Source organism: Acinetobacter sp. YH12094 (assembly GCF_013419295.1).
GTDB lineage: Bacteria > Pseudomonadota > Gammaproteobacteria > Pseudomonadales > Moraxellaceae > Acinetobacter > Acinetobacter amyesii.
In genome coordinates this window covers 1-26,657 of record NZ_VPAK01000026.1, presented here as the reverse complement: position 1 = coordinate 26,657, position 26,657 = coordinate 1, and the positions used below count along the sequence as shown (strand labels likewise).

Sequence of the window (26,657 nt, the reverse complement as noted above, 5' to 3'; positions counted from 1 at the left end):
AGGCATTTCTATTCGGAAAGAATCTAAAAATTCAGCGATAGCTATTACCCTAATTTTGTAAATGAATTCAAAAAATATACTTCACATCAAACTCATTGCCGCAGTTACCCACAAAAGCCATTTTTAAATTCAAATCTTAGTTTTAAATTCATTTTTATTTTTTAAATTCAAAATATCGAACCACCTTTTTATGGATAAATATTTTTAAATGATGTTATCCACAATTATAAATGACTTTGATGTTGAACACTATTAAATGTGAAAATTCACAAAACTTATCCACATTTGCAAGATGGATGCATTTTATCTCCACTCACGACATCAATTTAAACTTTTTATTGTTTAAGATAAGGCAGAAGGATGGGTTTTTGCCTTTAAAAAACGTAATTCTTGTATTTTCCAGGTCTGATCAAAATGCCAGATTTCCTGTATTTGCTGCTGTGTTTCAGCTAAACCAATTAAAATTTTGCACTCAGTTTGGTCACGATTAAACTCATAATCTTCAAATTCTACGTCTGGTTTTTGTGGTTTCCAAACCCCATTTTTCACTGCATGTGCAATACGTTCATAGCGGACATAATTACTTTCGACACGCCCGTCTTGCTCATAAACCACCTTAAAGTGCTCATCTTCGTATTCGGCTAAAACAGTATAATTTCCGGTAAAAAATGCATTTACCCAGATGTCACGAATGTGTTCAAGTTGATTGTCCATCATATATAGACCTCTTATTTTTAGCTGCTAAGTTCAAATTGATTTGAGCTTAGCATCAGAATAAGTCAATTTAATAAAACACAAATTGGCGATTTAATATTCAATTTTATTTAAGATAGCACAAAAAAAAGCACTCCGAAGAGTGCTTTTTTGAATGATTCTGTAATCAGAATTTAGGCATCAATATCCGCATTTAACGCATTTTCTTCAATGAAAGCACGACGTGGTTCCACATCATCACCCATCAAGCAAGAGAACATACGATCAGCTTCAATCGCATCCTGTACCGTTACTTGCAGCATGTTACGGTTCTCAGGATCCATTGTAGTTTCCCAAAGCTGTTCAGCATTCATCTCACCCAAACCTTTATAGCGCTGAATCATCATGCCACGGCGTGAGTCTTGTAAGATGTTTTGCCAAACCTGATGGAAGCTGCTCACTGGAATTTTGCGCTCGCCTTTTTGTAGGTAAGCACCTTCTTCCAATAAGGTGAACCAACTCTTCGAATTTTTGAGTAAACGCGCATATTCACCTGAACCCAATAGACCTGAATCTAACAAGTATTGGTGCGGTAAATTATGAACATAGATGGTAATACGCGGGAAATAGGTCGCTGACTTATTGCCTTCAGTATCTTCATGCTCAAACGTTTCTAAGCTTAATTCAGGACGTAGGCTAGGTTGAGTTTTCTCAATATTGGCACGTAGTTGCTCACCCCAAGTCTGTACATAGTCTTGGTTATTTGCTTGATCTAACTTAAAGCCTTCTACTGCCAATAAACCATCCAACACACTTGCAGGATAACGTACAGTCAGACGATGCAAGCTCTTTTGAGAGGTTTGATAATCCGCAATCACGCCAGCTAAAGCCTCACCACGAATGGCAGGTGCTTCTGCACTGATGTGTAATTCAAGCTCATCAATTGCATTTGAAATCAGGTACGTCTCAAGCGCATCATTATCTTTGATGTACTGTTCTTGCTTGCCTTTTTTCAGCTTATACAACGGTGGCTGTGCAATATAAATATATCCACGTTCCACAAGTTCTGGCATTTGACGGAAGAAGAAGGTCAACAATAGCGTACGAATGTGCGAACCATCGACGTCAGCATCGGTCATGATGATGATTTTGTGATAACGCAGTTTATCTGGGTTGTACTCCTCACGGCCAATACCACAGCCTAAAGCAGTAATCAACGTTCCCACTTCTTGAGAAGAAATCATCTTGTCAAAACGTGCACGTTCCACGTTGAGGATTTTACCTTTCAGCGGCAAAATCGCTTGCATCTTACGGTTACGGCCCTGTTTAGCTGAACCGCCCGCAGAGTCACCTTCGACTAAGTAAAGTTCAGACAATGCAGGATCTTTTTCCTGACAATCGGCCAATTTACCTGGCAGGCCTGCAATATCAAGCGCACTCTTACGACGTGTCATTTCACGTGCTTTACGCGCTGCATCACGCGCACGTGCTGCATCAATAATTTTGCCTGCAATCGATTTAGCAGCTTGTGGGTTCTCTAAAAGATATTCAGAGAACGATTTATTCATGGCTTGCTCAACCGCAGTTTTCACTTCGCTCGACACCAATTTTTCTTTGGTTTGCGAAGAGAATTTTGGATCAGGCACTTTCACCGAAACAATTGCAGTTAAACCTTCACGGGCATCATCACCAGAAACCGCCACTTTCTCTTTTTTGAGTAGGTTTTCGCTTTCCATGTAGCTGTTTAAGCCACGGGTTAATGCAGCTCGGAAACCCGCTAAATGCGTACCACCATCTTTTTGTGGAATGTTGTTGGTAAAGCAACGAACATTTTCCTGATAAGAATCGTTCCACTGCAATGCAACTTCCACACCAATGCCGTTATCCGCTTGAGTAGTGAAGTGGAAGATCTCGTTCAGATGGGTTTTGCCTTGGTTGATATATTTTACAAACTCAGACAAACCACCTTCATAATCATAAACGTGCTCTAAATTGATACGTTCATCACGTAGGACAATTCGTACACCTGCATTCAGGAACGATAATTCACGTAAACGACGTGCCAAAATATCGACATTAAAAATCGTTTGACTGAAGGTTTCAGCACTTGGCCAGAAACGTACACGTGTACCGGTACGATCTGTCTCACCCACCACTTTTAATGGATACACGGAATCACCGTGTTTATATTCTTGCTGGTGGATTTGACCCGCACGATGAATGGTTAATTCGAGCTTGCTTGAAAGCGCATTCACCACGGATACACCTACACCGTGTAGACCGCCTGAAACTTTATAGCTGTTATCGTCAAATTTACCGCCCGCATGCAGAATCGTCAAAATCACTTCTGCAGCAGAAACACCTTCTTCTGGGTGAATGTCGGTAGGAATACCACGACCGTTATCCGATACGCTTACAGATTCATCTTCATGAATGGTTACATTGATCTCGTCACAATGACCTGCCAACGCTTCATCAATTGAGTTATCGACAACTTCAAACACCATGTGGTGTAGGCCAGTACCATCGTCAGTATCACCAATATACATGCCCGGACGCTTACGTACAGCGTCTAGACCACGTAATACTTTGATGCTAGAGGAATCATAAGCTTTTTCTATGGTTTGTTCTGTTTGAGAAGCAGCTTGATCTTCTGAACTCATGGTTTCTCCCTAGTGAAAAATAGGTCTATCCAAAGGTGGTATTTCATTGCACAACAGCCTGCACCGTACCATTTTCAACTTTGAATAATTGATAAGAAATAGATAAATCATGTAAGTGTTTTTGCACTGAATCATGGTCTAAAGTGGTAATAAAAACTTGACTACCAAGATGGCTTAAACGCTCAATTAAACGCTGTTGTGCGGTTAAATCTAATTCTGCTGTCAGATCATCTAATAATACCACAGTTTCCTTATTACAAGCATGTAGCATTGCAATCTGTGACAGTTTTAACGCCATGATCAATAACTTTTTTTGCCCACGAGAGAGCACAACATCTGCATCCCCCATAGCGGTTTTTAACCTTAAATCTGCACGGTGCGGACCATACTCAGTATAGCCACGTTCGCAGTCTTTAAAGTGCTGATTGGTCAGATCATTCAGCAGTCCTGTTTCAGCATGAAAGCCTGCACTATATTCCAATGTCACTGTTAAATGCGGCAATAATGCTTGGAGATCTTGTTGGAAATATCGCGTCCACTGTTCCACCACATTACTGCGCAGACTATGTAATATCTCACCATAATCACTGAGCATTTTGTTCCACGGTTCTAGGTCAGACAAACTCAAATGACGTCGTGATTTCAGCAAACTATTCCGCTGTTTTAATGCCCGCGCATAATATTGCCATGCATGGTAAAACTCCGGTTCCACGTGGAACATCAACCAATCTAAAAGTTGACGTCGTGGCTTCGCACCATGATCAATAATATCGGTACTTTGTGGGTCGATGAGTTGTAGTGGTAAAATCTTAGCCAACTGCCCTTGTGTCCCCACAAGGTCGCCATTGACTTTAATCACTTGCTCGCCCGACTGCATTTTTTGCATACCAATGCGGTCTGTTGCAGACTGCGCAAAGACAACAGCGTCAGGGCTATTATTTTGAATATAGTTTTTCGGAATATGGGTTCGAAAAGAACGGCCGGTTGCCAGCAAATGTACTGCTTCTAATACAGAAGTTTTGCCAGAACCATTTTGCCCATAAAAGACATTAAACGGCTGCAACCCAGAGAGTGCAACCGTCTTTAAATTTCGAACACGTTCTACATGTAAACGCGTGATATGCATAATAATTGAGACGTCAGTCCGAATTAAACACGCATTGGCATCACAACATAGGTTTGATCTTGTTGTTGTGGATCTTGTACCAATACAGATTGGTTGGCTTCTGTCATGGTCATTGCAACATCATCACCATCCAACACATTCAGAACTTCCAATAAGTACTGTGCATTGAATGACATTTCCATCGGTGCATCAGCATATTGAATCGCGAGATCTTCGATCGCTTCATCTTGTTCAGGGTTATTGGCACGAAGTTGTAAAGTGTCCGCATCAAACTTCAAGAATACGCCGCGCAATTTTTCATTACTTAAAATCGCCACACGTTGTAGTGATTGTTTAAATACATCATGTGCAATGCGCACATTTTTATCACCACCACGTGGAATCACACGGCGGTAGTCAGGGAATTTACCATCGATCAATTTTGTGGTGAAACGTACGGTAATATCACCCTGCTCTTTATCACGGCTGGCAATGGTAATCGTTACATTTAATAATTCACGACCAATCAACAACGATAATTGCTCGTCTTCAACACTCAATAGACGCTGCAATTCACCTACAGCTTTACGTGGAACAATCGCTTGCATTGCTTGTGTCGCATTCGAGCTTGCCGCTGTTTCACACATCGCCAAACGGTGACCATCGGTCGTTACTGTACGCAATTGATTTTCATCAATTTCAAGCAAAGTACCTGTCAAATAGAAACGCACATCTTGAACCGCCATGGCAAAAGATGTTTTCTCAAATAAACGCTTTAACTCACGCTGAGTCACACCGACTTGAGTGCCTTGAGTATTTTCAGTGGTTAATAATGGATAGTCTTCTGCAGGCAAAGTACCCAATACAAAACGACTGTTTCCAGATTTTAAAATACAACGTTGATCTTCAGTAATTTGCAAATCAATCAATGCCGCTGACGGTAATGATTTACAGATATCCATCAATTTACGTGCAGGAACAGTCGTCACACCTGCTTGTAAACATGCACCTTCAGTAAGTGATGTGCTTGCAACCAGTTCCACTTCAAGATCCGACCCCGTAATGGTCAAAGCTTGCTCTGTTACCTGTACTTTTACATTGGATAAAATATTTAAGGTATGGCGACGTTCAACCGCTCCTACGACATGTGATAGAACATTCAGTAAGCTTTCTTTCGCGATTTTTAAACGCACGATACATTCCTCTAAAAACTGAAGACAGACAAAATAAATTAATTTTTTAGCAGTGTACTATGCGGCAGAATATACCGCATTGCAAGAACAGAATTTGAACGAAAAGACTTAACTTTGCAGCAGACGTTGCAAGTTTTTATAGTCCTCATTGAAGATTGGATCTTCTTCACGCAGGCTTTGTACTTTTTCACAGGCATGCATCACAGTACTGTGGTCACGATTACCAAAAGCCATACCAATTTCAGGAAAACTATCCCCTGTCAGCTCACGTGCTAGCCCCATAGCCAACTGACGTGGACGTGCATAAATGCGTGTACGTTTTGGACCAATCAATTCTTTCAGTGGAATACGGAAATACTCGCTGACCACACGCTGAATATTTTCCGTGCTGATGGTGCGCGCACGAATTGCCAATACATCTTTTAACGATTCACGCACCACATCTAGATCGATTGGGGTGCCTTTAAAACGAGAAATGGCTACGACTTTATTCAGCGCACCTTCTAGTTCACGGACATTGGCAACCACTTGTTGAGCAATAAACAACGCACAATTCCGTGGAAGTTCCACCCCATTGCTTTCCGCTTTTTTCAGTAAAATTTCAATACGGGTTTCAATATCAGGCGGTTCAACACCCACCGATAAGCCCCACGAAAAACGTGAAACCAAACGTGGATCAAGTTCAGTCAGTTCTTTTGGATAACGATCTGAGGTTAAAATGATTTGCTTAGATTCATCCAATAAAGCGTTGAAGGTATAGAAAAACTCAACCAAGCTGGCCTCTTTACCCGCCAACAAATGAATATCATCCACCAATAACAAATCTAACGAACGACAGTTTTTCTTAAATTCCTCGACCTTACCTTGCTGTAACGAGCTCACAAAGTCTTGTACAAAACTTTCAGCCGTCATGTACATCACACGTGCATTCGGCTTCGCTTGCAATAATGCATTACCTACGGCTTGCATTAAATGGGTTTTACCTAAACCAGTCGGTCCATATAAAAATAACGGGTTATGCTGCGAAGCACCGGGCTGCGTCAAGACTTTACGACAGGTTTCTGCCGCCATCTGATTGGAACGGCCTTCAACAAACAAGGAAAAGGTAAATAATGGGTTAAGCTGACGCTTACGGTTATTCTTTGATGACGTCTCTTCTTTTTCTTTTTTAGGACGAGTCGGTGCCGACACTTGTGGTGTTGACTCTAAAGCTGCGGTGGTTGTTGCCGGTTGCTCAGCTGCAGATAAAATTGCACCAGGCCGTGAATCGACCAAAATCTCAACTTTACGTACCCGACCTTCAGACAACTGTTCCGCTAAAATTGAAATAAGTTCTAAATGGTGCTCTTGAATATAGCGTGTCCAATACGGATTCGGTGCATAGAGTTTTAGACTATCACCTGCATCTTCTGCCACCAGTGGGCGTATCCACATTGTATAGACATTTCCTGAAAGCTCTTGTCGCAAGCGAGTTAAGCAGTCTGTCCAAAGCATGTGAAACCCCTATTTCAGTCCATTGTACGTAAAAAAATAATTTAACCCCGCCTAAGCGGGCAGCCATTCTAACCATCTTATCCACATCTGTCATGAACAAATCAGTCGAAATCGATCAAAAAAACGCAAATTGAGTTTAAATTTAAATTTAAATCACGTGTGGATAAGTTTATCCGCAAGCTGTGGATAAATTGTAGCACAAAGTTATCCACAAACTATCAAAATTATAAAAACATCGTTATCCACAATATAATCATTTGTTTTTTAAATCTAAAAACACGTTTTCCACAGAAAATATCAACACTAATAGTAATAAATTTAAATTTTAAAATTTGAATTTATTTATAAGATCGACCCATTCTGGGGATAACTTGATGGTTAGTTTAAATTCAAATTTAAATTCATAAAAACCAATTCACAAATTTGGGATTGTGGATAAATCTGTGAGTAAACTTGAAGATAACTTAAATAATTAATATATACAATGATTTAGTTTGTGGATATTTTAATTTAAAACTTTCTGACTGATTTCTAATCCTTATATTATCTTGATATATCACAGCCTAGATTTTGAAAGAAAGCGTGTTTTTCATTGACAGCTCAAGCAATGAGCACTAAAATCGCGAACCTTTACTGAAAGATCATTTTTGGAGTTTCGATATGAAACGTACTTTCCAACCTTCTGAGTTGAAACGTAAACGCGTTCATGGTTTCCGTGCTCGCATGGCTACTAAAGCTGGCCGTCAAGTATTAGCGCGTCGTCGTGCAAAAGGTCGTCACAGCTTAACTGTTTAATTTCAGTTAAGACTGTCAAGACTTGGGTGTTATGACAACACTTTACGGCTTTAGCACAGATGTGCGAATACACTGTGCTGCCGATTATAAAAGTGTGTTCGATGGTGCGCTTTTTAAAGTGCATCAACCCCATTTCTTATTTCTAGCAAAAATCTCCGAACAGCCGAATAGCCGTTTGGGTATTGTTGTTGCTAAGAAAAAAGTGCGCCGCGCACATGAAAGAAATCGAGTAAAACGACTTGCACGCGAAAGTTTTCGCCTGCATCAACAGCAGTCTAATGTATTAGATATTGTCGTTATGCCAAAAATGGGCATAGAGGCGGTACCGAATGCAGAGTTGCATCAGCAATTACAATTTGCTTGGCAAAAATTGCAGCGCCTTGCAAATAAGCATAAAAAAATAGCTACCTCCCCACAAGCGTAGAGATGACCAATGGTTCGTTTACTGCATTGGCTCATTCGTTTCTATCAGATTGCGATTAGTCCTTTATTGGGACCACGCTGTCGTTATATTCCAACATGTTCTCAATATTCTTTGGAAGCAGTCCATCAACATGGTGCTGTACGTGGAGTGTGTCTAGCTGTTCAGCGTATTTGCCGTTGTCATCCTTGGGGCGGTTCAGGCTATGATCCTGTTCCATCAAAAGCAATTCGTTTTATTTCATTTCAGCAAATAGATTCTCAAACGCTTCACGTTGCTGTACCCTTTCGTGAACGTTTATTGAACCAAAATCACTCTAACCACTTGGGGTAATACCTATGCAACAATGGGCCAGGATTGCAATTCTAGGGGCCATGTTTGTTGTCGCATATTTGCTCATTTTGGCTTGGCAGAAAGATTATGGAAATGCGGAACAAAAACCTCAGCAAAATGCTGCGGTGGTAACGCATGAAGTATCTGCCGATTTGCCAAATGGCCAGACAGCTACGGCTGCTACTGATGTGCCGCAAGCAAATAATGCTGCTACACAACAAACAACAGATGCCACTGCACCTGTTAGTCAACAGTTAATTTCAGTACAAACTGACCTTTACCATCTTTGGATTAATCCAAAGGGTGGCGATATTGTTCGTATTGAATTACTCAATCATGACAAAAATAAAGACAGCGACGAACCGTTTGTAATGCTTGAAAGCGATGCGAAACGGACTTATGTTGCTCAGTCTGGCTTAATTGGTCTTAATGGCCCTGACAGCAATCCGAAAGGACGTCCAACCTATGAGATTGAAAAATCTTCATATACGTTGAATGACGCAAAAGCTGTGAAGGGTAAAGATGGCCAAACAGCAAAAGTTTTGTCAGTACCAATGGTTTATAAAACAGCAGATGGTGTAGAGGTTATTAAAACCTTTAACTTCACTGAAGGTGAATACCCTGTTGTCGTGAATCATAAAATCGTGAACCGCAGTGCTCAGAACTGGCAAGGTCAGATGTTTGGTCAGCTTAAACGCGACAACTCTGAAGATCCAGGTAAATCTGATCAAGGTATTTTCACTTTAGGTACATTCCTTGGTGGTGCATGGGGTTCGCCTGAAGAACATTACAACAAACTTAAATTTGCCAACTTCAATGAAGAAAAATTGAATGTTGAAGCAACTGGCGGTTGGGTTGCAATGGTTCAGCATTACTTCGTGAGTGCGTGGATTCCTGGACAGATCAAATTAACGCAAGCCAATGGTCAACCGTATGCTGCGAAACTTGAGTCACGTAAATCTACTGATGATATGAACATTATTCAGTTCACTTCACCTGCAATCAATGTTCCTGCAGGAACTGTGGCAGAAGTAGATGCAACGTTCTATTCAGGTCCAAAAATCCAATCTGAATTAAAAGAATTGGCAGTTGGTTTAAACCAAACAGTAGACTATGGTTGGTTATGGCCAATTGCGAAATTATTGTTCGTCGGTCTTGAGTTTTTCCACGGTTTAGTGGGTAACTGGGGTTGGTCAATTATTCTATTGACCATTCTGGTGAAACTGATCTTGTGGCCATTGTCGTCGAAGAGCTACCGCTCTATGGCGAAAATGCGTGTGATTGCACCTGAAATGCAACGCATGAAAGAAGAGTTCGGTGAAGACCGTATGCGCTTCTCGCAAGAAATGATGGCATTGTATAAACGTGAACAAGTAAACCCACTATCAGGTTGCTTGCCGTTATTGCTCCAAATGCCGATCTTCCTTGCTTTGTACTGGGTGTTAATGGAGTCCGTTGAACTACGTCATGCGCCGTGGTTAGGTTGGATTCAAGATTTATCTGCGATGGATCCGTGGTTTATTTTGCCGTTATTAATGGGCTTAACCATGTTTATTCAGCAAAGTTTGAACCCACAACCGGCTGATCCAATGCAGGCGAAAGTCTTCAAAATCATGCCAGTGATCTTTACGGTATTTATGTTGTTCTTCCCTGCGGGCCTTGTGCTTTACTGGATCTGTAACAACAGTATTACTATTCTTCAACAAGGTTTGATTAACAAATCTGTTGAAAAAGAACGTTTAAAACGTGAAGCAGCTGACTCAGCAAACTAAGCATTGCTGATGGGCTGAATAAATCCGCTTAAGATGGTAATCTTAGGCGGATTTTTCTTTATCTGTCGTTTGAAAATTTTTAGGTAAATTTTATGTTAAACCGAACCACCATCGCAGCAATTGCCACACCGCCGGGTCGTGGTGGTGTCGGCGTGATTCGCCTGTCTGGTCCCAAATCTTATGCCATTGCAGAAGCATTAACGCAGCAATCCTTACCAGAAGCACGTTTTGCTGGTTTCCGTAAGTTTTATGATGCATCGAATGAAATCATGGATGAAGGTTTGGTGATTTGCTTTCCAAATCCGCACTCGTTTACGGGTGAGGATGTTGTTGAACTTCAAGGTCATGGCGGACCGGTTATTCAAAATGCATTATTGGCACGGTTACTTGAATTGGGTGCTATTGCTGCAAAAGCGGGCGAATTTTCGATGCGTGCCTTTGAAAATGGCAAAATGGACTTGGTGCAAGCCGAGGCGATTGCCGACCTGATTGATGCTACCTCTCAAGCGGCGGCACGTTCTGCGGTACGTTCATTACAAGGTGCTTTTTCGAGCAAGGTCAATACAGTGCTAGAAAAACTTATCCATTTGCGTTTGCATGTGGAAGCAGCGATTGATTTTCCTGAAGAAGAAATCGACTTTTTGGCGGATGGTAAGATTTTGGGTTTATTGGATGAAGTGGCAAGCTCGGTCCATGCTGTGCAGCAATCTGCCCGTCAAGGTCAGTTACTACGTGAAGGTTTACAAGTGGTGATTGCTGGTAAACCCAATGCAGGTAAGTCATCGCTACTCAATGCTTTAGCGGGTGTTGAACGTGCGATTGTGACGGATATTGCGGGTACGACACGTGATGTTTTACATGAAAAAATCAGCCTCAATGGTTTGCCGATTACCTTGACCGATACTGCAGGTTTACGTGAAACCGGTGATATCGTCGAAAAAGAAGGGATTCGCCGCGCAATTAAAGAAATTGAGCAAGCTGACTTGTTACTTTTGGTCTATGACTTAAGTCAGGGCGAAGATCCACTACAATTGGCTCAAGCGTACTTTGCCGATCATATTGAACCGAAGCGGTTGATGTTGATTGGTAACAAATGCGATTTGACGGGATCTACCGCGGAAATTACCGATTTAAACGGTTTTCGACATATTAGGGTTTCGGCTAAACAAGAAACTGGCGTTCAAGCGCTTATTGATGCGATTACAGCGCATGCAGGCTTTCAACCAGAAGAAGATACCTTTATTGCTCGAACACGCCATTTAGATGCAATGAAGCGCACTCAGCGCTATCTTGCAGAAGCACGTGAGCAGTTGGTAGTTTATCATGCGGGTGAGTTGGTAGCCGAGTCTCTACGGTTGGCGCAAAATGCTTTAGGTGAAATTACGGGTGACTTTAGTGCGGATGATTTACTCGGCAAGATCTTCGGATCGTTTTGTATTGGTAAATAAATGCGCTAAAAATATGAAAAAAATCATGATTTGTTTTGCATGGATGCTTGCCGCTTGTTCTCAGGAGGAAGCGGCTTTAACTTCTGTTGATGATGTTGCAACATCAACACAGATACAAACTCAGCATCAAATGGATATAGATCCTAATCTTGCTAACGCTACTAAAGATACAAATTCTGAATTAAAAGCATATTTTATTCATGTCAAAATTTTATCTTTAGATGGCAACCATGATCCACAAACATCTGATGGTGGTGTGGTTTATTTTCATGAAACAACCGAACAGAACCCCAAAGAATCCTTTTTAAAACAATGGGAAGAAGATCCTGAAATGCAGGTTGACTATAAAAAAATGACCGCAATATCAAAAACTAAAAATTTGATTTTTTACATTCAGGATCAAATAGATGAAATTCCTCCTGAACAGGCATGGATGTATAGAGAAGAAAATTAATCGTATCTAAGGGTTTCATACTGTAAATTTCTTCATCGATAAATTTTGATACAGTAAATATAAACACAGCAAGCCGACACCAATACAAAAGCCCAGTACCCCTGTGATTAAACCAAAATGATCAGATAAATAGCCGGCTGCAATAATTGGAATAATGGTGCCTAGATATCCAATAAATAAATAGGTCGAGATCACCGCAGCACGGTTTTGATTGTTGGTCATTTGATGAACTAAGCCAAATGCGCCTAAAAGCCCCAGGCCATGCCCTACACCGACTAGAATATCGCTAATAAAAAACAATGCACTCCAGTGTTGGGTCATACATAGCGCAAGGAGCGCATAGCTCAGTATTAATACCATTAAGCCGGCATTGACACATTTTGCAGAAGGAATCGATTTCGCCATAAATTGCACGACAGCGGAAACCAGCAAGATACTTGCAATGGCACTACCACTGACCAAAGGGCCATGCCATGGGATTGCATCTTTGACGAAAGAGGGTGCGAGTGATGCAAATAAGCTAAAAGAGCCAAAGGCACAAAAGGCAGTTAGTCCGGCGATATAAAATCGTGAATGATCACGCTTTTCAGGCAATTCCAAATGTGGTGCCACTGAAAAAGGCTGTGGCTCAAAATTCGGTGTGCGAATAAAAAATAACCCTATTAGACACGCCAAACCCCCAAAGATCACAGGGATATAAGGGGTGACTAAAGGCTGTTCCGAAAATTGGGCAATCACCCCACCAATAAATGGGCCAAGTCCAAAACCAATCACGGTAATGATTGAACTCAGCTGCGGTGCATTATTTTTATGCTGTTCAGGGATGGTATAGACTAGACCAAGCATGGCTGAGGTGCTGATTAAACCCGAGGCAATGCCGATAATAAAGCGCCCGATAGATAACCACAGCGCATTACTGGCAAACACCGACAAGCTTAAACCTAAGATGATGCACGCCATACCGATTTGCAGGGTTCTTAAAAAACCAAAACTGTTACTGGCACGACCTAAAAACAGCAAGGTCGCTAGGCAACCAAACATGTAGGCAACAAAGATATAGGTGATATGACTCGGCAGCAGTCCCCAAAGTTGCTGATAAATGGGATACAGAGGACTAGCTAGCGCTGTACCAATAGTGCCCATACAGAGTGCAAGGCTCACCATGATAAACGGTCGCCAAGAGGGAGATGTGGTCATTTTAAAGTCGCAGAGGTACAGTCAATAGGGTCAATATTGTGCTGTATGAGAAAGAAGAATATATGGACTCAGTTTAATGCCGATTGTTTTCCATGGTCAAATCACAGTTGTAACGTTATCCATAGCGTTTAAGCAGTTTTACAAAATCTTCCAGTTCTGCTTCATTGATTTCAACATCTTGAGGCAATACATGATGGCGTAAATGTGCTTCGATGAGTTCATTCATTAATCCATTTACAGCACCTTTGATGGCCGCAACCTGTTGTAAAACCTCGATACACCCTGCTTCGGGTTGCTGTAAAGCCAGTTCAACCGCATTGACCTGACCTTGTAGACGTTTAACCCGATTTAAAATCTTTTTGTCCTGATGTAAATAACTCAACACTTTCTCCCGAAAATAAATATACTATGGGGGAGTATATTTAAGCATAGAACCTAATGAAAACTTCCCCATCCATCCGAATTCATCATCATCAATTTGATGAAGGTAATCCACTCGCACAAAAACGGATCTTAATTGCCACCATTTTAACGGCAGTCATGATGTTGTTAGAAGTCATTGGCGGATGGATTTTTAATTCGATGGCATTATTGGCAGATGGCTGGCATATGAGTTCACATATGTTGGCATTAGGCTTGGCCTATTTTGCCTATCGTGCGGCACGCCACTATGCCAAAGACGCTCGTTTTAGCTTTGGAACTTGGAAAATTGAAATTTTAGCGGGCTATAGCAGCGCGATATTATTGATGGTCGTTGCTGTATTTATGGCTTTTCATTCGGTGGAACGCTTATTCAACCCGGTCCAAATTCATTATAACGAAGCAATCCCTATTGCGATTTTAGGTCTGGTGGTGAATTTAATCTGTGCTTGGTTATTGCATGATGACCATCACCATCACCATCACCAGCATAGCCATGAAGAGCAGCATGATCATCATCACGACCTCAATCAGAAAGCAGCCTTCATGCATGTGGTTGCTGATGCGGTGACTTCGGTGTTGGCGATTGTGGCTTTATTTGCTGGAAAATGGATGGGCTGGGGATTTTTAGATGCGCTATTGGGGATTGTTGGTGCGGTACTTGTTGGTAAGTGGGCCATTGGGCTGATGAAAGAAACAGGACAAACATTACTGGACGCAGAAATGGATCATCCTGTCGTTGATGAGATTCGAGAGATTTTAATGCAATTACCTGTCGACGTCGATGTAACTGATTTACATGTATGGAAAGTGGGTAAAGGTCAGTTTTCATGTATTGTGGCTTTAGAAACAAGTCAGGCATTGAGTGCAGATGAAGTGCGTCAAGCGCTGTCGATTCATGAAGAAATTGTACATGTGTCTGTTGAAATTAATTCACCTGATGCAGCTTAATATGTTCCACGTGAAACGGCATGTAGCTATTGCGTAATGAACTGAAAAATGCCCAAGACTTTCACGTGTTAAGGCTTAGAATGCTGAATCAATTAAATGTTGAAGTTGTTCGGTCTATGTTGAAAAAAATATGTGCGTTGGCGTTGAGTACCACCCTTTCGACTTTTGCTTTGGCAGATGCAGCACAGGTTCAAAAGCTCTTGGCAGAAAAGCACCCCAGTTTAAAAATTGAAAATATTCAAAGTACCGAAATGCCGGGCATATATAGCGGTTTTGTTGAAGATCAAGTTTTGTATTTGAGTGAAAATGCGGATTATGTGATCGCAGGTTCTATGATTCGTTTAAAAGATCAAAAAAATCTGACCAAACAATTGATCCTCAGTCAGCAAAAAACTGAGTGGAATAAACTTCCATTACAAGATGCGATTAAAACAGTCAGGGGGAATGGGAAGCGCCAAATCGCGATCTTTTCTGACCCAAATTGCCCATATTGTAAGAAGCTTGAAGTAGAACTGGCAAAACTCAATGATGTGACCATTTATACTTTTGTCACAGCGATAAAACCACAGTCGTTGGCGCCATCGAAGCAGATTTTTTGTGAGTCAAACCCTGCTATGGCCTGGAATAATTTAATCAATAAGGGAATTCAACCGAAGTCAGCGAAAAGCTGTGCAAACCCGATTGAGCGAAATTTAAAATTAGCAAAAAGCTTAAAATTAAATGGTACACCGGGAATTGTGTTTGCTAATGGTTCGATTTTAACAGGTGCATACCCGACTGCTGAATTAGAATCAATTTTAAAAGAGATTAAATAATTTCAAGCTGTACGATGAATAAAGTACAATTAAAAAAATACCCGTCTATAGGCGGGTATTTTAATGGCGTTATAAAAAAAACTAGACACGGGTTTTTTTCGTAACGAGATTATAGATAAACAACACGATAATCGCACCAATAACGGATGCGATAAATCCAGCGGCAGAATTTTCTCCATATAGACCTAATAAACGTCCGCCATAGGTCGCAAGTAAGGAACCTGCTATCCCGAGAAGGGTGGTCATAATGAAACCCGCTTTGTCATCTCCAGGATGGATCGCACGTGCAATTAAACCAGCAATAAAACCAACAACAATCGCAACAATGAGTGACCACATAGTAACTCTCCTTTTGTTATCATGTATTTGTTTTTTACGACATGTTCAATCTTTATCTTTAATCAAAACTAAGCTGAGCTACAGCCTAAACATGCAAAAAACTGTTGTTTTTTTGTTCTGAAATAGCAAGAAAAGTAAAAAAAAAGTGGCCTTCGGCCACTCTTAAGTATCTGATCTTGCTTAGAGACCAATTTCGCCAATAAATGGAATGTGACGATATTTTTGATCATAGTCCAGACCATAACCTACGATAAATTTATCTTCGACTTCAAAACCTAAAAATTTCACTTCGAGTTCAATCTCACGACGTGAAGGCTTGCTAACCAAAGTACAAAGCTCGATTGAATTTGGATTGCGCGTCTGTAAAATTTCTAAAACTTTGCTTAAGGTATTTCCTGAATCGATAATATCTTCAACCACCAAGACATCTTTATCTTTAATGTCGCCGTCTAAGTCTTTTAAGATTTTTACATCACGAGTAGATACGGTCCCACCGCCATAACTTGAAACGGTCATGAAGTCGAGTTCATGCGGTTTTGAAATTGCGCGGCAAAGGTCAGCCATAAAAATAACAGAACCGCGTAAAAGACCGATTAACACCAACTCTTTGTCGCTGTTAGCATAGTGTGCATCAATTTTTGCGCCAAGCTCTTTCACTTTAGCTTGAATTTCTTCAGTGGAAATCAGTACGCTCATTTGAACAGACATGGGTAGATACCTAAAAAAGCAAATCAAAAAAATAAAAAAGGTGTTGACTTGCAACACCTCTAAAGATGAACCAATTTTAATACATCTGGCTCGCAGATGCATCTTTTTTGCCGTTGAAAATGTAATCAGTTTTTCTTGGAAGTGCTGTCACGCTTGAGTAAGCACAAACAAGCGACGGCAATCAGTCCAATTTTCAACGCTGTTTTTCGTCTCGGTCGAGCCGTTTTATGCTTTGACATACGCACATTGTCCAAACACATAGGTGGCATGGATATTACGATCATCACCCATCAGCATGAGGGCAAATAAAGCATCTTCCAGATTTTTGGCACGTTGTTGACGTAAGGCTTGTAAAGCCGTGGCATTTAAATCGAGCACCACAAAATCTGCTTCTTTGCCTAAATCAAAGTTTCCAAGTTTGTCCTGTAGGTCTAAGGCTTTTGCTCCCCCTAACGTGGCATGGTACAGCGCTTCAAATGCGGACAGTTTATCGCCTTGAAGTTGTTGAACTTTGTAGGCTTCATTGATGGTTTGTAGTTGGTTAAATGAGGTGCCTGCACCAATGTCTGTGCCTAAGCCGACTTTCACCTGTTTTTCCCATGTTTTCTTTAATGGAAATAAACCACTGCCTAAGAACAAATTCGAGGTTGGACAAAACGCAATGGCAGAGTTGGTCTGATGCATACAGTCCCATTCAGCATCTTCCAAATGCACACAGTGTGCAAACACGGAACGTGATCCGGTCAGACCATAATGATGATAAACGTCTAAATAGCCGTTTTGCTCAGGGAATAATGATTTGACCCACGCAATTTCATTTTTATTTTCACTCAAATGCGTATGTACATAAACATCAGGATACTCGGCTTTTAGCTCCCCTGCCCGTGCCAATTGTTCAGGCGTTGAGGTTGGGGCAAAGCGAGGCGTGATGGCATAAAGGTTACGGCCCTTGCCATGCCACTTTTCGATGAGTGCTTTGGAGTCGTTATAGCCACTCTCTGCAGTGTCACATAATGCTTCAGGTGCATGTCGATCCATCATCACTTTACCGGCAATTAAGCGCATCTGATGCTGTTCTGCAGCCTTAAATAAAGCATCGACCGATTGTGGATGAACGGTACAAAAAACCAAGGCTGTTGTGGTTCCGTTTTTGAGTAACTCGTTTACGAAGAACTGTGCAATTTGCTCTGCATAAGCCGGATCTTCAAATTGGATTTCGGTTGGGAAGGTATAAGTATCAAGCCATTCCAGCAGTTGTTCACCATAAGCCCCCATCATTTCCGTTTGTGGATAATGGATGTGGGTGTCGATGAAACCCGGAACAATCAATTGATCTGGATAATGCTGTACGTCAACCTGATCTGGGAGATGGTGTTGTCCCTCAGACCATGGACCGAACCATTGAATTTTTCCGGCTTGCGTAATCAGCAAACCATCTTCGAAATAGCGCACTTGGTCGTGAATTTCACGTGCTTGGGCAACTGTATTCTGAATATCTAGAAAGCGACCACGGATCGCTGTAGATGCGATAACAGAAGACATGACATACCTGCAGTTTAGAATTTTTTCGGTTGATTGTAGCTTAATTTGGCTAGAAAAGGCGTTGTTGTAATTAGAGGATCATGTTCTAAAACATCGAACAGCCATTAATGTATGTCGAGAGCATGTCATTTTTTCAAAGCGATTGATTAAATCAATGCGCTTGTGTCAGGCTAAATCGAATCAAAGAATAGAATTCAACCGTGTATCTATGTCCCATCCAATGCATCCTGTGAATCAATCACAGCTTGAAGCCACTTATGTTGAGCGCTTGCAGCAACTGATTCAGCAACATGACGGCATCATGTCTATTTTAAAGCAGCTTTATTTGGTGGATGCCAGTGCGTATATTGCCGCAGGTGTCATTCGAAATATGCTGTGGTCAGTGCTACACCAACACAGCTATACACTGTCCCATACTGAGGTGGATATTATATTTTATGATGCTGAGGATAACGGTGCTCATAGTGATCAGATCCAAAAAGAAATGCAGTCTTTCTTTCCATTGATACAGTGGGATGTGACCAACCAAGCTTTGGTGCATCATTGGTATCGTTTAGACAATGGTGATTCTATTTTGCCCATAACATCGATTTCCCATGCCCTTTCTTTGTGGGTTGAAACTGCAACGGCTGTTGCCGTCCGTTTAAATGAGCTTGATCAAGTAGAAATCGTGGCACCATTTGGACTAGCTGATTTATTTGAATTAAAACTGCGTTGGAATTCAACCTTAGTTAGTCGAGCGACTTTTTTGCAACGTATAGAAGAGAAACAATTTTTACAACGTTGGCCGAAACTCAAACTCTTGATGACGCCTGAAGCTTAGTTCATGGCTTTGTTACAAAATAAATAAAAGCCTTCTCGAAAGAAGGCTTTTATTTATCTAAGCGTTTTATAACGTGGTTTGATGGTACTTCTTACTGTGTCGGATTGATAACCATGCAGTAATGGTTAAGGTCACCACAATAAAACCGAGTGAAATCCAAATTGGCATGTGGAACACATCGAGCAATAGCATCTTAGCGCCAATAAACACGAGGATAATGCCCAGACCATATGGTAAGTAATGCATTTTCGATGCAGCACCTGACAAGAGGAAGAACATTGCACGTAGACCTAAAATCGCCATTAAGTTTGCCGTCAGTACAATGAATGGGTCAGAGGTAACCGCAAAGATCGCTGGGATTGAGTCAACCGCAAAAATGACGTCCGATGCTTCAACCAAGATCAACACTAAAAAGAGCGGCGTTGCCCATAAGACACCATTTTGACGAACAAAGAATTTATCTTCATGCATCTGAGGGGTAATACGCATGTGTTTACGTAGCCACTTCAAAATTGCCATATCTTCGATATCTTTGTCGTCTTCGTCTGAACCCTTAAGGAATTTAAAGCCGGTATACACTAGGAATGCACCGAAGATGTACAGCACCCAAGAGAATTCTTGAACGAACCATGCCCCAATAAAAATAAAGATAGTACGGAGTACAATTGCGCCGAGTACACCGTAGAGTAACAGTTTACGCTGCAAAGCAGGTGGAATGGCAAAGGCAGCAAAGATCATGAGCCAGACAAAAACGTTATCAATTGCGAGTGATTTTTCGAGCAGATAACCAGCGAAATATTCCATGACTTTGGTGTTTGCAACAGCGACACCAGCGGTTTGCTGTAAGTAGAGCCACAGTGCACCACCGAATAAGGTAGCCACAGAGACCCATGCAATACTCCAATAGGCAGCGGTTTTGACTTTGATTTCTTGGCCTTTGTTATTTTTAAAGCCTAAAAAGTCGATGAGTAGCATGATGGTGACTAAACCGAAAAATGCCAGATATAGCCATAATGAGCCAATCGTTTCCATGTGTATTCTCCACATCTAACAACCAGCCATAAAAAAACCTCGACCAGTTGCCAGACGAAATAAAACGCCTGAGACAACATGATCAAGGTCTTGCCTACATCGTACTGTAATGATTTTCAGCAGCGATGCTCAGATACCGACTTTTTGCAAAGTGTAATGACGATATTCTGACACGTAAAACAAGGTTTACGTTTGGAGGAGGCTACTCCCCTTGTTCAAATTTTGTTTTGGACACTGTCCAAATATGCGGCAAAGCATGACAGTTTTTAGTACAAAGTGCAATCGGCAATTTGCGAATTCATTTAATGTGCCACAGGAGGGTTAAAATCACCACGGTGTACTAACGCTAAGGCTAAAAGTGTGCCGATCACGGCGATGATTCCTCCGATCACACCAATATAACTCAAACCGAAATGAACGCTGACGATACCGCCCAAGAGTGCACCACCGCCAATCCCGACATTATAAAGTCCTGAATAGATAGCCATGGCGACATCGGTGGCGTCGGATGCGAGATGTAGTGTCTTTGACTGTAATGCGAGACTAAATCCAATGATACTCATGCCCCACAATAAGCACACTGCACTTACACCTGCAAAACTGAAAGAAACAGGAAGCAACAGCAGCATGGATAAAGCCAGTGTGGCTGTACTCAAAGGAATCGCAACTTTGGGATATTTCCCACCAAATTTTCCAAAGAGATAAGAACCTAGAAAGCCTGCTGCACCAAAGATTAATAACAACGTGGTGGTTTGCATGGAGCTGAATGCAGCAATGTTGAGCGAGAACGGTTCGATATAGCTATATGCGGTAAATTGCGCACTAATGACGATAATGGTTAATGCAAAGACCATCATTAAGCTTGGACGACGAATAAACTGTTTTAGGCTGCTCAGCGAGCCAGAGTTCAAACTCGGCAGTATTGGCAGCGTTTTGGCTAAAATCAGGCAAACGATACTGGCCCCAATGCCAATCAGAGCAAAGGTATTTCGCCAACCATAGGCTTCTCCGACCATACGCCCAAACGGAATACCGAGAACCATCGCCAAAGCTGTGCCTGTGGCCAAAAGCCCCAAGGCTTGAAATTCTTTGCCTTTCGGCGCAACACGAACCGCCAGCGATGCAGTAATGGACCAAAAAAGTGCATGTGAGAATGCAATGCCGATTCGACTGAGTAATAAGGTATTAAAGCTCCATGCGAAATACGACAGAATATGGCTGACAATAAACACCATAAATAAGCAAATCAGGAGTGAACGACGTTCAATATTTTTTGTCAATAACATGATCGGCAAAGAAATCGGCGCAACCACCCATGCATAGAGCGTAATCATGATACCGACATCGGTTGCGGCTAAGCTAAAGGTTTTGCCAATATCGCTGAGTAAAGCGACAGGTACAAATTCAGTGGTATTAAAAATAAATGCTGCGAAAGCCAAAGCAATCACAGCCGTCCAAGAGCCAGAAGAAGCCGTTTCGGAGGGAGAGGCAGACATGAGTGTCTTCAAATAAATAAAGTGGCTTATTTTACTATGCTCTATACACAAGCAGGAACCGATTTAAGCCCTGTGCATGCGGTTTAAATTAATACAAAAACAACAGAGTTGACCTGCATTACATGCCAATTTATAAAAAAATGGAGGAAATTTAAGATGTTTGTACAACAAGATGATGATCAAAAAAAAGGGGCTTTTTTTGTTGAGCAAGATGGGGAACGTTTGGCAGAGATGACTTACTCATGGGCAGGCGATGATAAATTTATTATTGATCATACCGATGTCAGTGATAGCTTGCGAGGACAAGGTGTTGGGCGACATCTCCTCGATGCAGCAGTGAGTTTTGCCCGGGAAAAGAGTGTGAAAATTATTCCGCTCTGCCCTTTTGCAAAATCTGTATTTGATAAAGATGAATCGATTCGTGATGTTCTACGCTAATACGCTAAATTGTATAGCGTGATGTGAATTAATCATTTGGATAAATAAAAACAGCCTGATCGTATTGCAATCAGGCTGTTTTATTTGAAATCTAGTTGTGAAGTTGAATTAAGATCGTGATTTATACAGCGATACAACCAAGCATGCTGCAGCAATCAGTAATACAAAGATGGCGATGATATAAAGGTCCATAATAAAAATATCCGGCAAATGTGATTTAATTGTTTTTTAATTAATGTGAAAGGTGTACGGATTTATTATCACCTACAGTTGAATATAGGTCGTTTAAGTTCTTTACCAATCACTTTCTCGTTTGTTACACGGTGTATTTTTTCATAAAAAGGAAGAAAAAACAGTGACTATGCAACATCAAGATAATGGTCAAAAAGGTGAATTTTTTCAGTTAAATGCTGAGGGTGTACGCCTCGCAGAAATGAGTTATCTATGGCGTGATGAACACAGCATTGTGGCAAATCACACGTGGGTAGATGATTCCTTACGCGGGCAAGGGGTTGCTCGTGTGTTATTGGATCATTTGGTGGAATTTGCTCGTGACAAACACTTAATAATTATTCCAACCTGTTCTTATGTAGAGGTGATGTTTCGCCGAGACAAGACATTAGCCGATATTCAAGCCTAAAAAAGCCCGCGATGCGGGCGTTTTATCAGTATGAAAATTTAAAAACTGCTTTGTGCTCAATTGAGCTTGAGTTTCAACAGCGTTGATGGTGTTTTGACGATATGTGGCCACAATTGGAACAAAATTGAGCAGATCAATATTCCTAAAACCAAGCTTAAACACATGATATTTAATAAAGCAAAATCATTCAGCACAAAATAAATACTGCCAATGGTCATCATCATCAGTAAATAAATAAGATAGTGAGGAATCACGGTGCGCAGTGTTATTCCTAAGATAAGCGAGCAAATCACGACATTTAAAAAATCTGAAATGCCAAAATTATTCAGGATGATTAAGGCAGCAAAATATACACAAGTGATCGATAAAAATATGAATAAATTTTTGAGCATGGGAGACCTCTGTATTCATCCTCAAAGAGGAATCGTTTCATTGTTTTAATGTTGATCAGTTTAAAAATTTGAAGCTAATTTCGGTATCCGTGATATCGGTTTTCTGTTGTAAGTTAAAAAGCACATTTGATTAAAAAATATACAAATATTTTACTCATTCTGTAGCGATTTCTACGTTAAAATCGTGCAAATACTTTAAGAATAAACACAATGATACAACTCTGTTATGCCAGTACACGTGTAGAACAACAATTTGATTTAATACAAGATTTAAGTGATATTTTGGTGAGAGCCCGCAGCTTTAATACTGAAAAAAATATTTTTGGCGTGCTGTACTATGCAGAAGGCCGGTTCTTCCAATGCCTGCAAGGTGAGCAAGCGGCACTCGAACAGCTTTTTCAGCATATTATGCAAGATACGCGGCATCGGGATATTGTGCGTTATCCTGATCAAACTATTGATCAAATCGATTTTTCAAAATGGTCGATGAAATATGTAAATCGACATAGTGAAATTGCCAGTTTATTCCAGCGCTTTGGACATTCAAGCTTTCAACCAAACCTGCTTAATACGGAACAAATTCAGGCGTTTTTAACGACATTGTTAAGATTAGAAAATGTTGAACAGCCGGTTAAGCTGGATTTAGGCTATAAAAACCGAGGCTATCAGCATTATTTTTAAGCTGAGTGTGAATAAAAAAAAAGCCCGCGCAGCGGGCTTTTTTTTATTTTATCTAGTGGGTTTAGGCTTTTAATGCACTGATCAACTTCTGATGTAAACCACCAAAACCGCCATTCGACATAATCACCACAGCATCGCCCTCGCCTGCCTCGCTTACGATGGTTTGAATGATGTCATCCAGTGAACGAGCCACCACAGCTTTATTCGTAGCAGCTTCAAGCACAGGCTGTAGATCCCAATCCAAACCTTCAGGTTGATACCAAATCACTTCATCCGCTAAGCGTGCAGAATGTGCAAGGCCATCTTTATGGCTACCCATGCGCATGGTGTTAGAACGTGGTTCGATTACCGCCCAAAGCTTACGTTGACCCAGACGCTTACGCGCACCTTCTAACGTGGTATCAATCGCCGTTGGGTGATGTGCAAAGTCGTCATACACTTCAATGCCACGGATTGTGCCCAAAAGCTCCATACGACGTTTTACACCGCCAAAGTTTGAAAGTGCTTCGCACGCCGTTTCAATCGAAACACCGACATGTTCAGCCGCAGCAATGGTTGCCAAAGCATTGGCTACACTGTGTTGCCCAGTCATATTCCATTTGACTTCGCCTTTTACCACACCGTGTTGTAATACTTTGAAGTGAGAACCATCGTTCGATAGTTGTTCTGCGTACAGTTCAGACTTTTCATTGGCATCTAAAGATGTACGCACGACAGGTGTCCAGCAGCCCATTTCCAAGACTTCATCAATATTTGTCTCTGTGATGGGCGCAATGATACGGCCTTCACTTGGAATAGTACGCACTAGATGATGGAATTGTTTTTGAATCGCCGCCAAGTTGTCGAAGATATCGGCATGGTCAAATTCAAGGTTATTTAAAATCGCCGTTTTTGGATGATAATGCACGAACTTCGAACGTTTGTCGAAGAATGCAGAATCGTATTCATCGGCTTCTACACAGAAGTATTTTCCACCGCCTAAACGTGCACTCTCAGTGAAACCCAATGGCACACCGCCAATCAAAAAGCCTGGTTCTAAACCTGCTTGATCGAGGACCCAAGCGAGCATGGTCGTTGTTGTCGTTTTACCATGGGTGCCTGCAACACCTAAGACATGTTTACCTTGTAGCACGTGGTCTGCAAGGAACTGTGGGCCAGAAATATAAGGCAGGCCTTCGTTCAGCATGTATTCCACTGCATCAATGCCACGTTTCATTGCATTGCCGACAATCACGAGATCTGGGTGTGGTTGAAGGTGGCTACGGTCATAGCCTTGCATTAAGGTAATGCCTGCATTTTCCAATTGGGTAGACATTGGTGGGTAAACGTTTTGGTCTGAACCCGTCACCTTATGTCCTAAATCACGCGCCAAGAGCGCCAATGAACCCATAAAGGTGCCACAAATACCCAAGATATGCAGATGCATTCGTTCTAACTCCACTGCTTTTATCGACACATCACTTTGTTATTGTGGTGTTGTCATTATAGATTTGGTTGAAAAGGTTAATTTCATTTGAGAGCAACCATAGCAAGGGTCTTAGCGAAAAGATAGATTTTTTTGTATGAGATCGTGCAAAAAGATTGAGCACGTAACTGATCAAATGTACGCAATTTTCTTGAGGATAAAAACACGGAAAATAGGCGCGAAATCATGATGAAAAACGTACAATAAGCGCAATTTTTTGCGATCTTGATTGCTTATGTCACTTGCCCTATTTTTATTGATTATCTCCAACTGTTTTATGACTTTGGCCTGGTATGGACATCTGAAATTTCTACATGATGCGCCGCTCTGGCAAGCGATTTTATTTGGATGGGCTATAGCATTACTCGAATATAGTTTTATGATCCCAGCAACGCGACTGTTGGCCAAACATGGGTGGTCTTTGGGTCAAATGAAAATCACACAAGAAGTCGTGACGCTATTGGTCTTCGTTCCATTTATGATTTTCCTTTTTAAACAACCCTTTAAGTTGGACTATTTGTGGGCAGGTTTATGCCTTTTTGGATGTGTCTATTTCGTGTTTCGCAGTGCTTAACTGATCCAATGCTGCATGGCTCTGATCATTTAAGTGAGGCGTGTTTGCAGGCATTTTTGAGGACTTTACTAAACTCACGGTCTCGTGGAGTGGGATCTTCATAGTCAAAGGCATAATCACTCTCATTGGTTAGTACAGTCTTTGACCGTCTGCTTCAAAGTCCATGAGTGCAAAACCAAAGCTTTGGTCATCACAATACACACGATATTCTGAAATTGAATACATGTTATCACGGCCATCATCTGCTTTGTAATAGCCTGTCATCTTGAACGACTCACGTTCATCAATGATCGATTTGCCAGTGACTAAAAATTTTTCGTGGATGTAGCCATTACTCTTAATCTGGCTGTTATAGCCTTTTTGTTTCTGTAAGAGGTTAAATTCTATTTCAAATTGGCTGGTATTGAGTTGAACCAGTTGGGCAAAACTCTGAGAGCTTAAGGCTAAAGTGAGCAGGATGAAGATCTGTTTCATCTTTAAAGTGTCTTATAAATATTGATTTAATAAAAGTTTTTATAAAATTGAAAAAAATAAAAATAATTTTATAAAAATATTATGGAGTTTTCTCTTTAAAGACAACCGTTAAATTTTATCAAATGGAGCGTAAAACTCTGTCCTTCAGGTCAGAGATATAAGCGACACGACCTGAAGTGTCGTTTGATTTAACTAAGGACTATTTTCCTTGAGTTTTGATTGTTAATATAAGTACATGAAAACCCTTAAATTACGTATAAAAGACAAACATTGCAAGGTGTTAGACCAACTAGCATCAG

General features: G+C 41.1%; 28 protein-coding genes. 14 read left to right on the top strand and 14 right to left on the bottom strand.

What is annotated here, in order from left to right:
- Positions 1-342: 342 nt before the first annotated feature.
- The 5 genes from FTU34_RS14915 to dnaA form a co-directional block, all read right to left on the bottom strand.
- The gene (locus FTU34_RS14915; protein ID WP_180036050.1) at positions 343-717 is read right to left on the bottom strand and encodes a hypothetical protein; all 375 of its coding nucleotides are present in this window, start codon (positions 715-717) and stop codon (positions 343-345) included.
- Positions 718-887: 170 nt separating this feature from the next.
- Entirely contained in the window at positions 888-3,356 is a 2,469-nt protein-coding gene (gyrB, locus tag FTU34_RS14910) for a DNA topoisomerase (ATP-hydrolyzing) subunit B (RefSeq protein WP_180027161.1), read from the bottom strand.
- Between the two features lie 43 nt (positions 3,357-3,399).
- Complete coding sequence (gene recF / locus FTU34_RS14905) at positions 3,400-4,482, bottom strand: DNA replication/repair protein RecF (protein ID WP_180009130.1); 1,083 nt, start codon at positions 4,480-4,482, stop codon at positions 3,400-3,402.
- 23 nt (positions 4,483-4,505) lie between these two features.
- Entirely contained in the window at positions 4,506-5,654 is a 1,149-nt protein-coding gene (dnaN, locus tag FTU34_RS14900) for a DNA polymerase III subunit beta (RefSeq protein WP_180036051.1), read from the bottom strand.
- A 108-nt stretch (positions 5,655-5,762) separates the two neighbouring features.
- Positions 5,763-7,148 (bottom strand): chromosomal replication initiator protein DnaA, encoded by a 1,386-nt coding sequence (dnaA, locus tag FTU34_RS14895; RefSeq protein ID WP_168379515.1) that lies wholly within the window; start codon positions 7,146-7,148, stop codon positions 5,763-5,765.
- 660 nt (positions 7,149-7,808) lie between these two features.
- On the opposite strand from dnaA, the gene rpmH reads away from it, so the two are divergent.
- From rpmH to FTU34_RS14865, 6 genes are all read left to right on the top strand, one after another.
- Entirely contained in the window at positions 7,809-7,943 is a 135-nt protein-coding gene (gene rpmH / locus FTU34_RS14890; protein ID WP_000831329.1) for a 50S ribosomal protein L34, read from the top strand.
- 31 nt (positions 7,944-7,974) lie between these two features.
- Complete coding sequence (gene rnpA / locus FTU34_RS14885; protein ID WP_078189509.1) at positions 7,975-8,367, top strand: ribonuclease P protein component; 393 nt, start codon at positions 7,975-7,977, stop codon at positions 8,365-8,367.
- Positions 8,368-8,376: 9 nt separating this feature from the next.
- Positions 8,377-8,697 (top strand): membrane protein insertion efficiency factor YidD, encoded by a 321-nt coding sequence (gene yidD, locus FTU34_RS14880; RefSeq protein ID WP_078189510.1) that lies wholly within the window; start codon positions 8,377-8,379, stop codon positions 8,695-8,697.
- Positions 8,698-8,702: 5 nt separating this feature from the next.
- The gene (yidC, locus tag FTU34_RS14875; RefSeq protein ID WP_180036052.1) at positions 8,703-10,469 is read left to right on the top strand and encodes a membrane protein insertase YidC; all 1,767 of its coding nucleotides are present in this window, start codon (positions 8,703-8,705) and stop codon (positions 10,467-10,469) included.
- Positions 10,470-10,561: 92 nt separating this feature from the next.
- On the top strand, positions 10,562-11,917 hold the full coding sequence (gene mnmE, locus FTU34_RS14870; protein WP_180036053.1) for a tRNA uridine-5-carboxymethylaminomethyl(34) synthesis GTPase MnmE: 1,356 nt from the start codon (positions 10,562-10,564) through the stop codon (positions 11,915-11,917).
- A gap of 13 nt (positions 11,918-11,930) precedes the next feature.
- Positions 11,931-12,371, top strand: a complete 441-nt coding sequence (locus tag FTU34_RS14865; RefSeq protein WP_180036054.1) for a hypothetical protein — start codon at positions 11,931-11,933, stop codon at positions 12,369-12,371.
- Between the two features lie 15 nt (positions 12,372-12,386).
- Here FTU34_RS14865 and FTU34_RS14860 read toward each other — a convergent pair whose 3' ends face one another.
- Both FTU34_RS14860 and FTU34_RS14855 read right to left on the bottom strand, forming a co-directional pair.
- Entirely contained in the window at positions 12,387-13,568 is a 1,182-nt protein-coding gene (locus tag FTU34_RS14860) for an MFS transporter (RefSeq protein WP_257222263.1), read from the bottom strand.
- Positions 13,569-13,683: 115 nt separating this feature from the next.
- Positions 13,684-13,950: a metal/formaldehyde-sensitive transcriptional repressor gene (locus tag FTU34_RS14855; protein WP_180036055.1), complete on the bottom strand. Its 267-nt coding sequence runs from the start codon at positions 13,948-13,950 to the stop codon at positions 13,684-13,686.
- A 56-nt stretch (positions 13,951-14,006) separates the two neighbouring features.
- On the opposite strand from FTU34_RS14855, the gene dmeF reads away from it, so the two are divergent.
- Both dmeF and FTU34_RS14845 read left to right on the top strand, forming a co-directional pair.
- Positions 14,007-14,939 (top strand): CDF family Co(II)/Ni(II) efflux transporter DmeF, encoded by a 933-nt coding sequence (gene dmeF, locus FTU34_RS14850; RefSeq protein ID WP_180036056.1) that lies wholly within the window; start codon positions 14,007-14,009, stop codon positions 14,937-14,939.
- A gap of 116 nt (positions 14,940-15,055) precedes the next feature.
- On the top strand, positions 15,056-15,754 hold the full coding sequence (locus FTU34_RS14845; protein ID WP_180036065.1) for a DsbC family protein: 699 nt from the start codon (positions 15,056-15,058) through the stop codon (positions 15,752-15,754).
- An 81-nt stretch (positions 15,755-15,835) separates the two neighbouring features.
- Here FTU34_RS14845 and FTU34_RS14840 read toward each other — a convergent pair whose 3' ends face one another.
- The 3 genes from FTU34_RS14840 to guaD all read right to left on the bottom strand — a co-directional run bounded on the left by FTU34_RS14840 (position 15,836) and on the right by guaD (position 18,343).
- The gene (locus tag FTU34_RS14840) at positions 15,836-16,093 is read right to left on the bottom strand and encodes a GlsB/YeaQ/YmgE family stress response membrane protein (protein ID WP_180027157.1); all 258 of its coding nucleotides are present in this window, start codon (positions 16,091-16,093) and stop codon (positions 15,836-15,838) included.
- Between the two features lie 180 nt (positions 16,094-16,273).
- Positions 16,274-16,801, bottom strand: coding sequence for a hypoxanthine phosphoribosyltransferase (gene hpt, locus FTU34_RS14835; protein WP_078194457.1), 528 nt, complete (start codon positions 16,799-16,801; stop codon positions 16,274-16,276).
- A gap of 225 nt (positions 16,802-17,026) precedes the next feature.
- Positions 17,027-18,343, bottom strand: a complete 1,317-nt coding sequence (gene guaD / locus FTU34_RS14830) for a guanine deaminase (RefSeq protein ID WP_180036057.1) — start codon at positions 18,341-18,343, stop codon at positions 17,027-17,029.
- A gap of 220 nt (positions 18,344-18,563) precedes the next feature.
- Here guaD and FTU34_RS14825 point away from each other — a divergent pair, with 220 nt between their 5' ends.
- Entirely contained in the window at positions 18,564-19,166 is a 603-nt protein-coding gene (locus FTU34_RS14825) for a nucleotidyltransferase family protein (protein WP_180009163.1), read from the top strand.
- Positions 19,167-19,232: 66 nt separating this feature from the next.
- On the opposite strand, the gene FTU34_RS14820 is transcribed toward FTU34_RS14825, so the two are convergent.
- Complete coding sequence (locus FTU34_RS14820) at positions 19,233-20,198, bottom strand: TerC family protein (RefSeq protein WP_180036058.1); 966 nt, start codon at positions 20,196-20,198, stop codon at positions 19,233-19,235.
- Positions 20,199-20,500: 302 nt separating this feature from the next.
- Positions 20,501-21,694, bottom strand: coding sequence for a sugar transporter (locus FTU34_RS14815; protein ID WP_180036059.1), 1,194 nt, complete (start codon positions 21,692-21,694; stop codon positions 20,501-20,503).
- A 132-nt stretch (positions 21,695-21,826) separates the two neighbouring features.
- Here FTU34_RS14815 and FTU34_RS14810 point away from each other — a divergent pair, with 132 nt between their 5' ends.
- The 4 genes from FTU34_RS14810 to FTU34_RS14795 all read left to right on the top strand — a co-directional run bounded on the left by FTU34_RS14810 (position 21,827) and on the right by FTU34_RS14795 (position 23,845).
- Positions 21,827-22,132: a GNAT family N-acetyltransferase gene (locus tag FTU34_RS14810; protein ID WP_373686510.1), complete on the top strand. Its 306-nt coding sequence runs from the start codon at positions 21,827-21,829 to the stop codon at positions 22,130-22,132.
- A 313-nt stretch (positions 22,133-22,445) separates the two neighbouring features.
- Positions 22,446-22,772 carry a GNAT family N-acetyltransferase gene (locus FTU34_RS14805; RefSeq protein ID WP_257226301.1) on the top strand — a complete coding sequence of 109 codons (327 nt, stop codon included), beginning with the start codon at positions 22,446-22,448 and terminating at the stop codon, positions 22,770-22,772.
- 255 nt (positions 22,773-23,027) lie between these two features.
- Positions 23,028-23,213, top strand: a complete 186-nt coding sequence (locus tag FTU34_RS14800; RefSeq protein WP_168379504.1) for a hypothetical protein — start codon at positions 23,028-23,030, stop codon at positions 23,211-23,213.
- A gap of 161 nt (positions 23,214-23,374) precedes the next feature.
- Positions 23,375-23,845 carry a BLUF domain-containing protein gene (locus FTU34_RS14795; RefSeq protein WP_180036062.1) on the top strand — a complete coding sequence of 157 codons (471 nt, stop codon included), beginning with the start codon at positions 23,375-23,377 and terminating at the stop codon, positions 23,843-23,845.
- 61 nt (positions 23,846-23,906) lie between these two features.
- Here the strand turns inward: FTU34_RS14795 and mpl are convergent, their stop codons facing one another.
- Complete coding sequence (gene mpl, locus FTU34_RS14790; protein WP_180036063.1) at positions 23,907-25,271, bottom strand: UDP-N-acetylmuramate:L-alanyl-gamma-D-glutamyl-meso-diaminopimelate ligase; 1,365 nt, start codon at positions 25,269-25,271, stop codon at positions 23,907-23,909.
- A 274-nt stretch (positions 25,272-25,545) separates the two neighbouring features.
- On the opposite strand from mpl, the gene FTU34_RS14785 reads away from it, so the two are divergent.
- Positions 25,546-25,884 carry a DMT family protein gene (locus FTU34_RS14785; RefSeq protein ID WP_078189529.1) on the top strand — a complete coding sequence of 113 codons (339 nt, stop codon included), beginning with the start codon at positions 25,546-25,548 and terminating at the stop codon, positions 25,882-25,884.
- 129 nt (positions 25,885-26,013) lie between these two features.
- Here the strand turns inward: FTU34_RS14785 and FTU34_RS14780 are convergent, their stop codons facing one another.
- A complete protein-coding gene (locus FTU34_RS14780; protein ID WP_228157220.1) occupies positions 26,014-26,358 on the bottom strand; it encodes a hypothetical protein in 345 nt (114 codons plus the stop codon).
- Between the last annotated feature and the right edge of the window lie 299 nt (positions 26,359-26,657).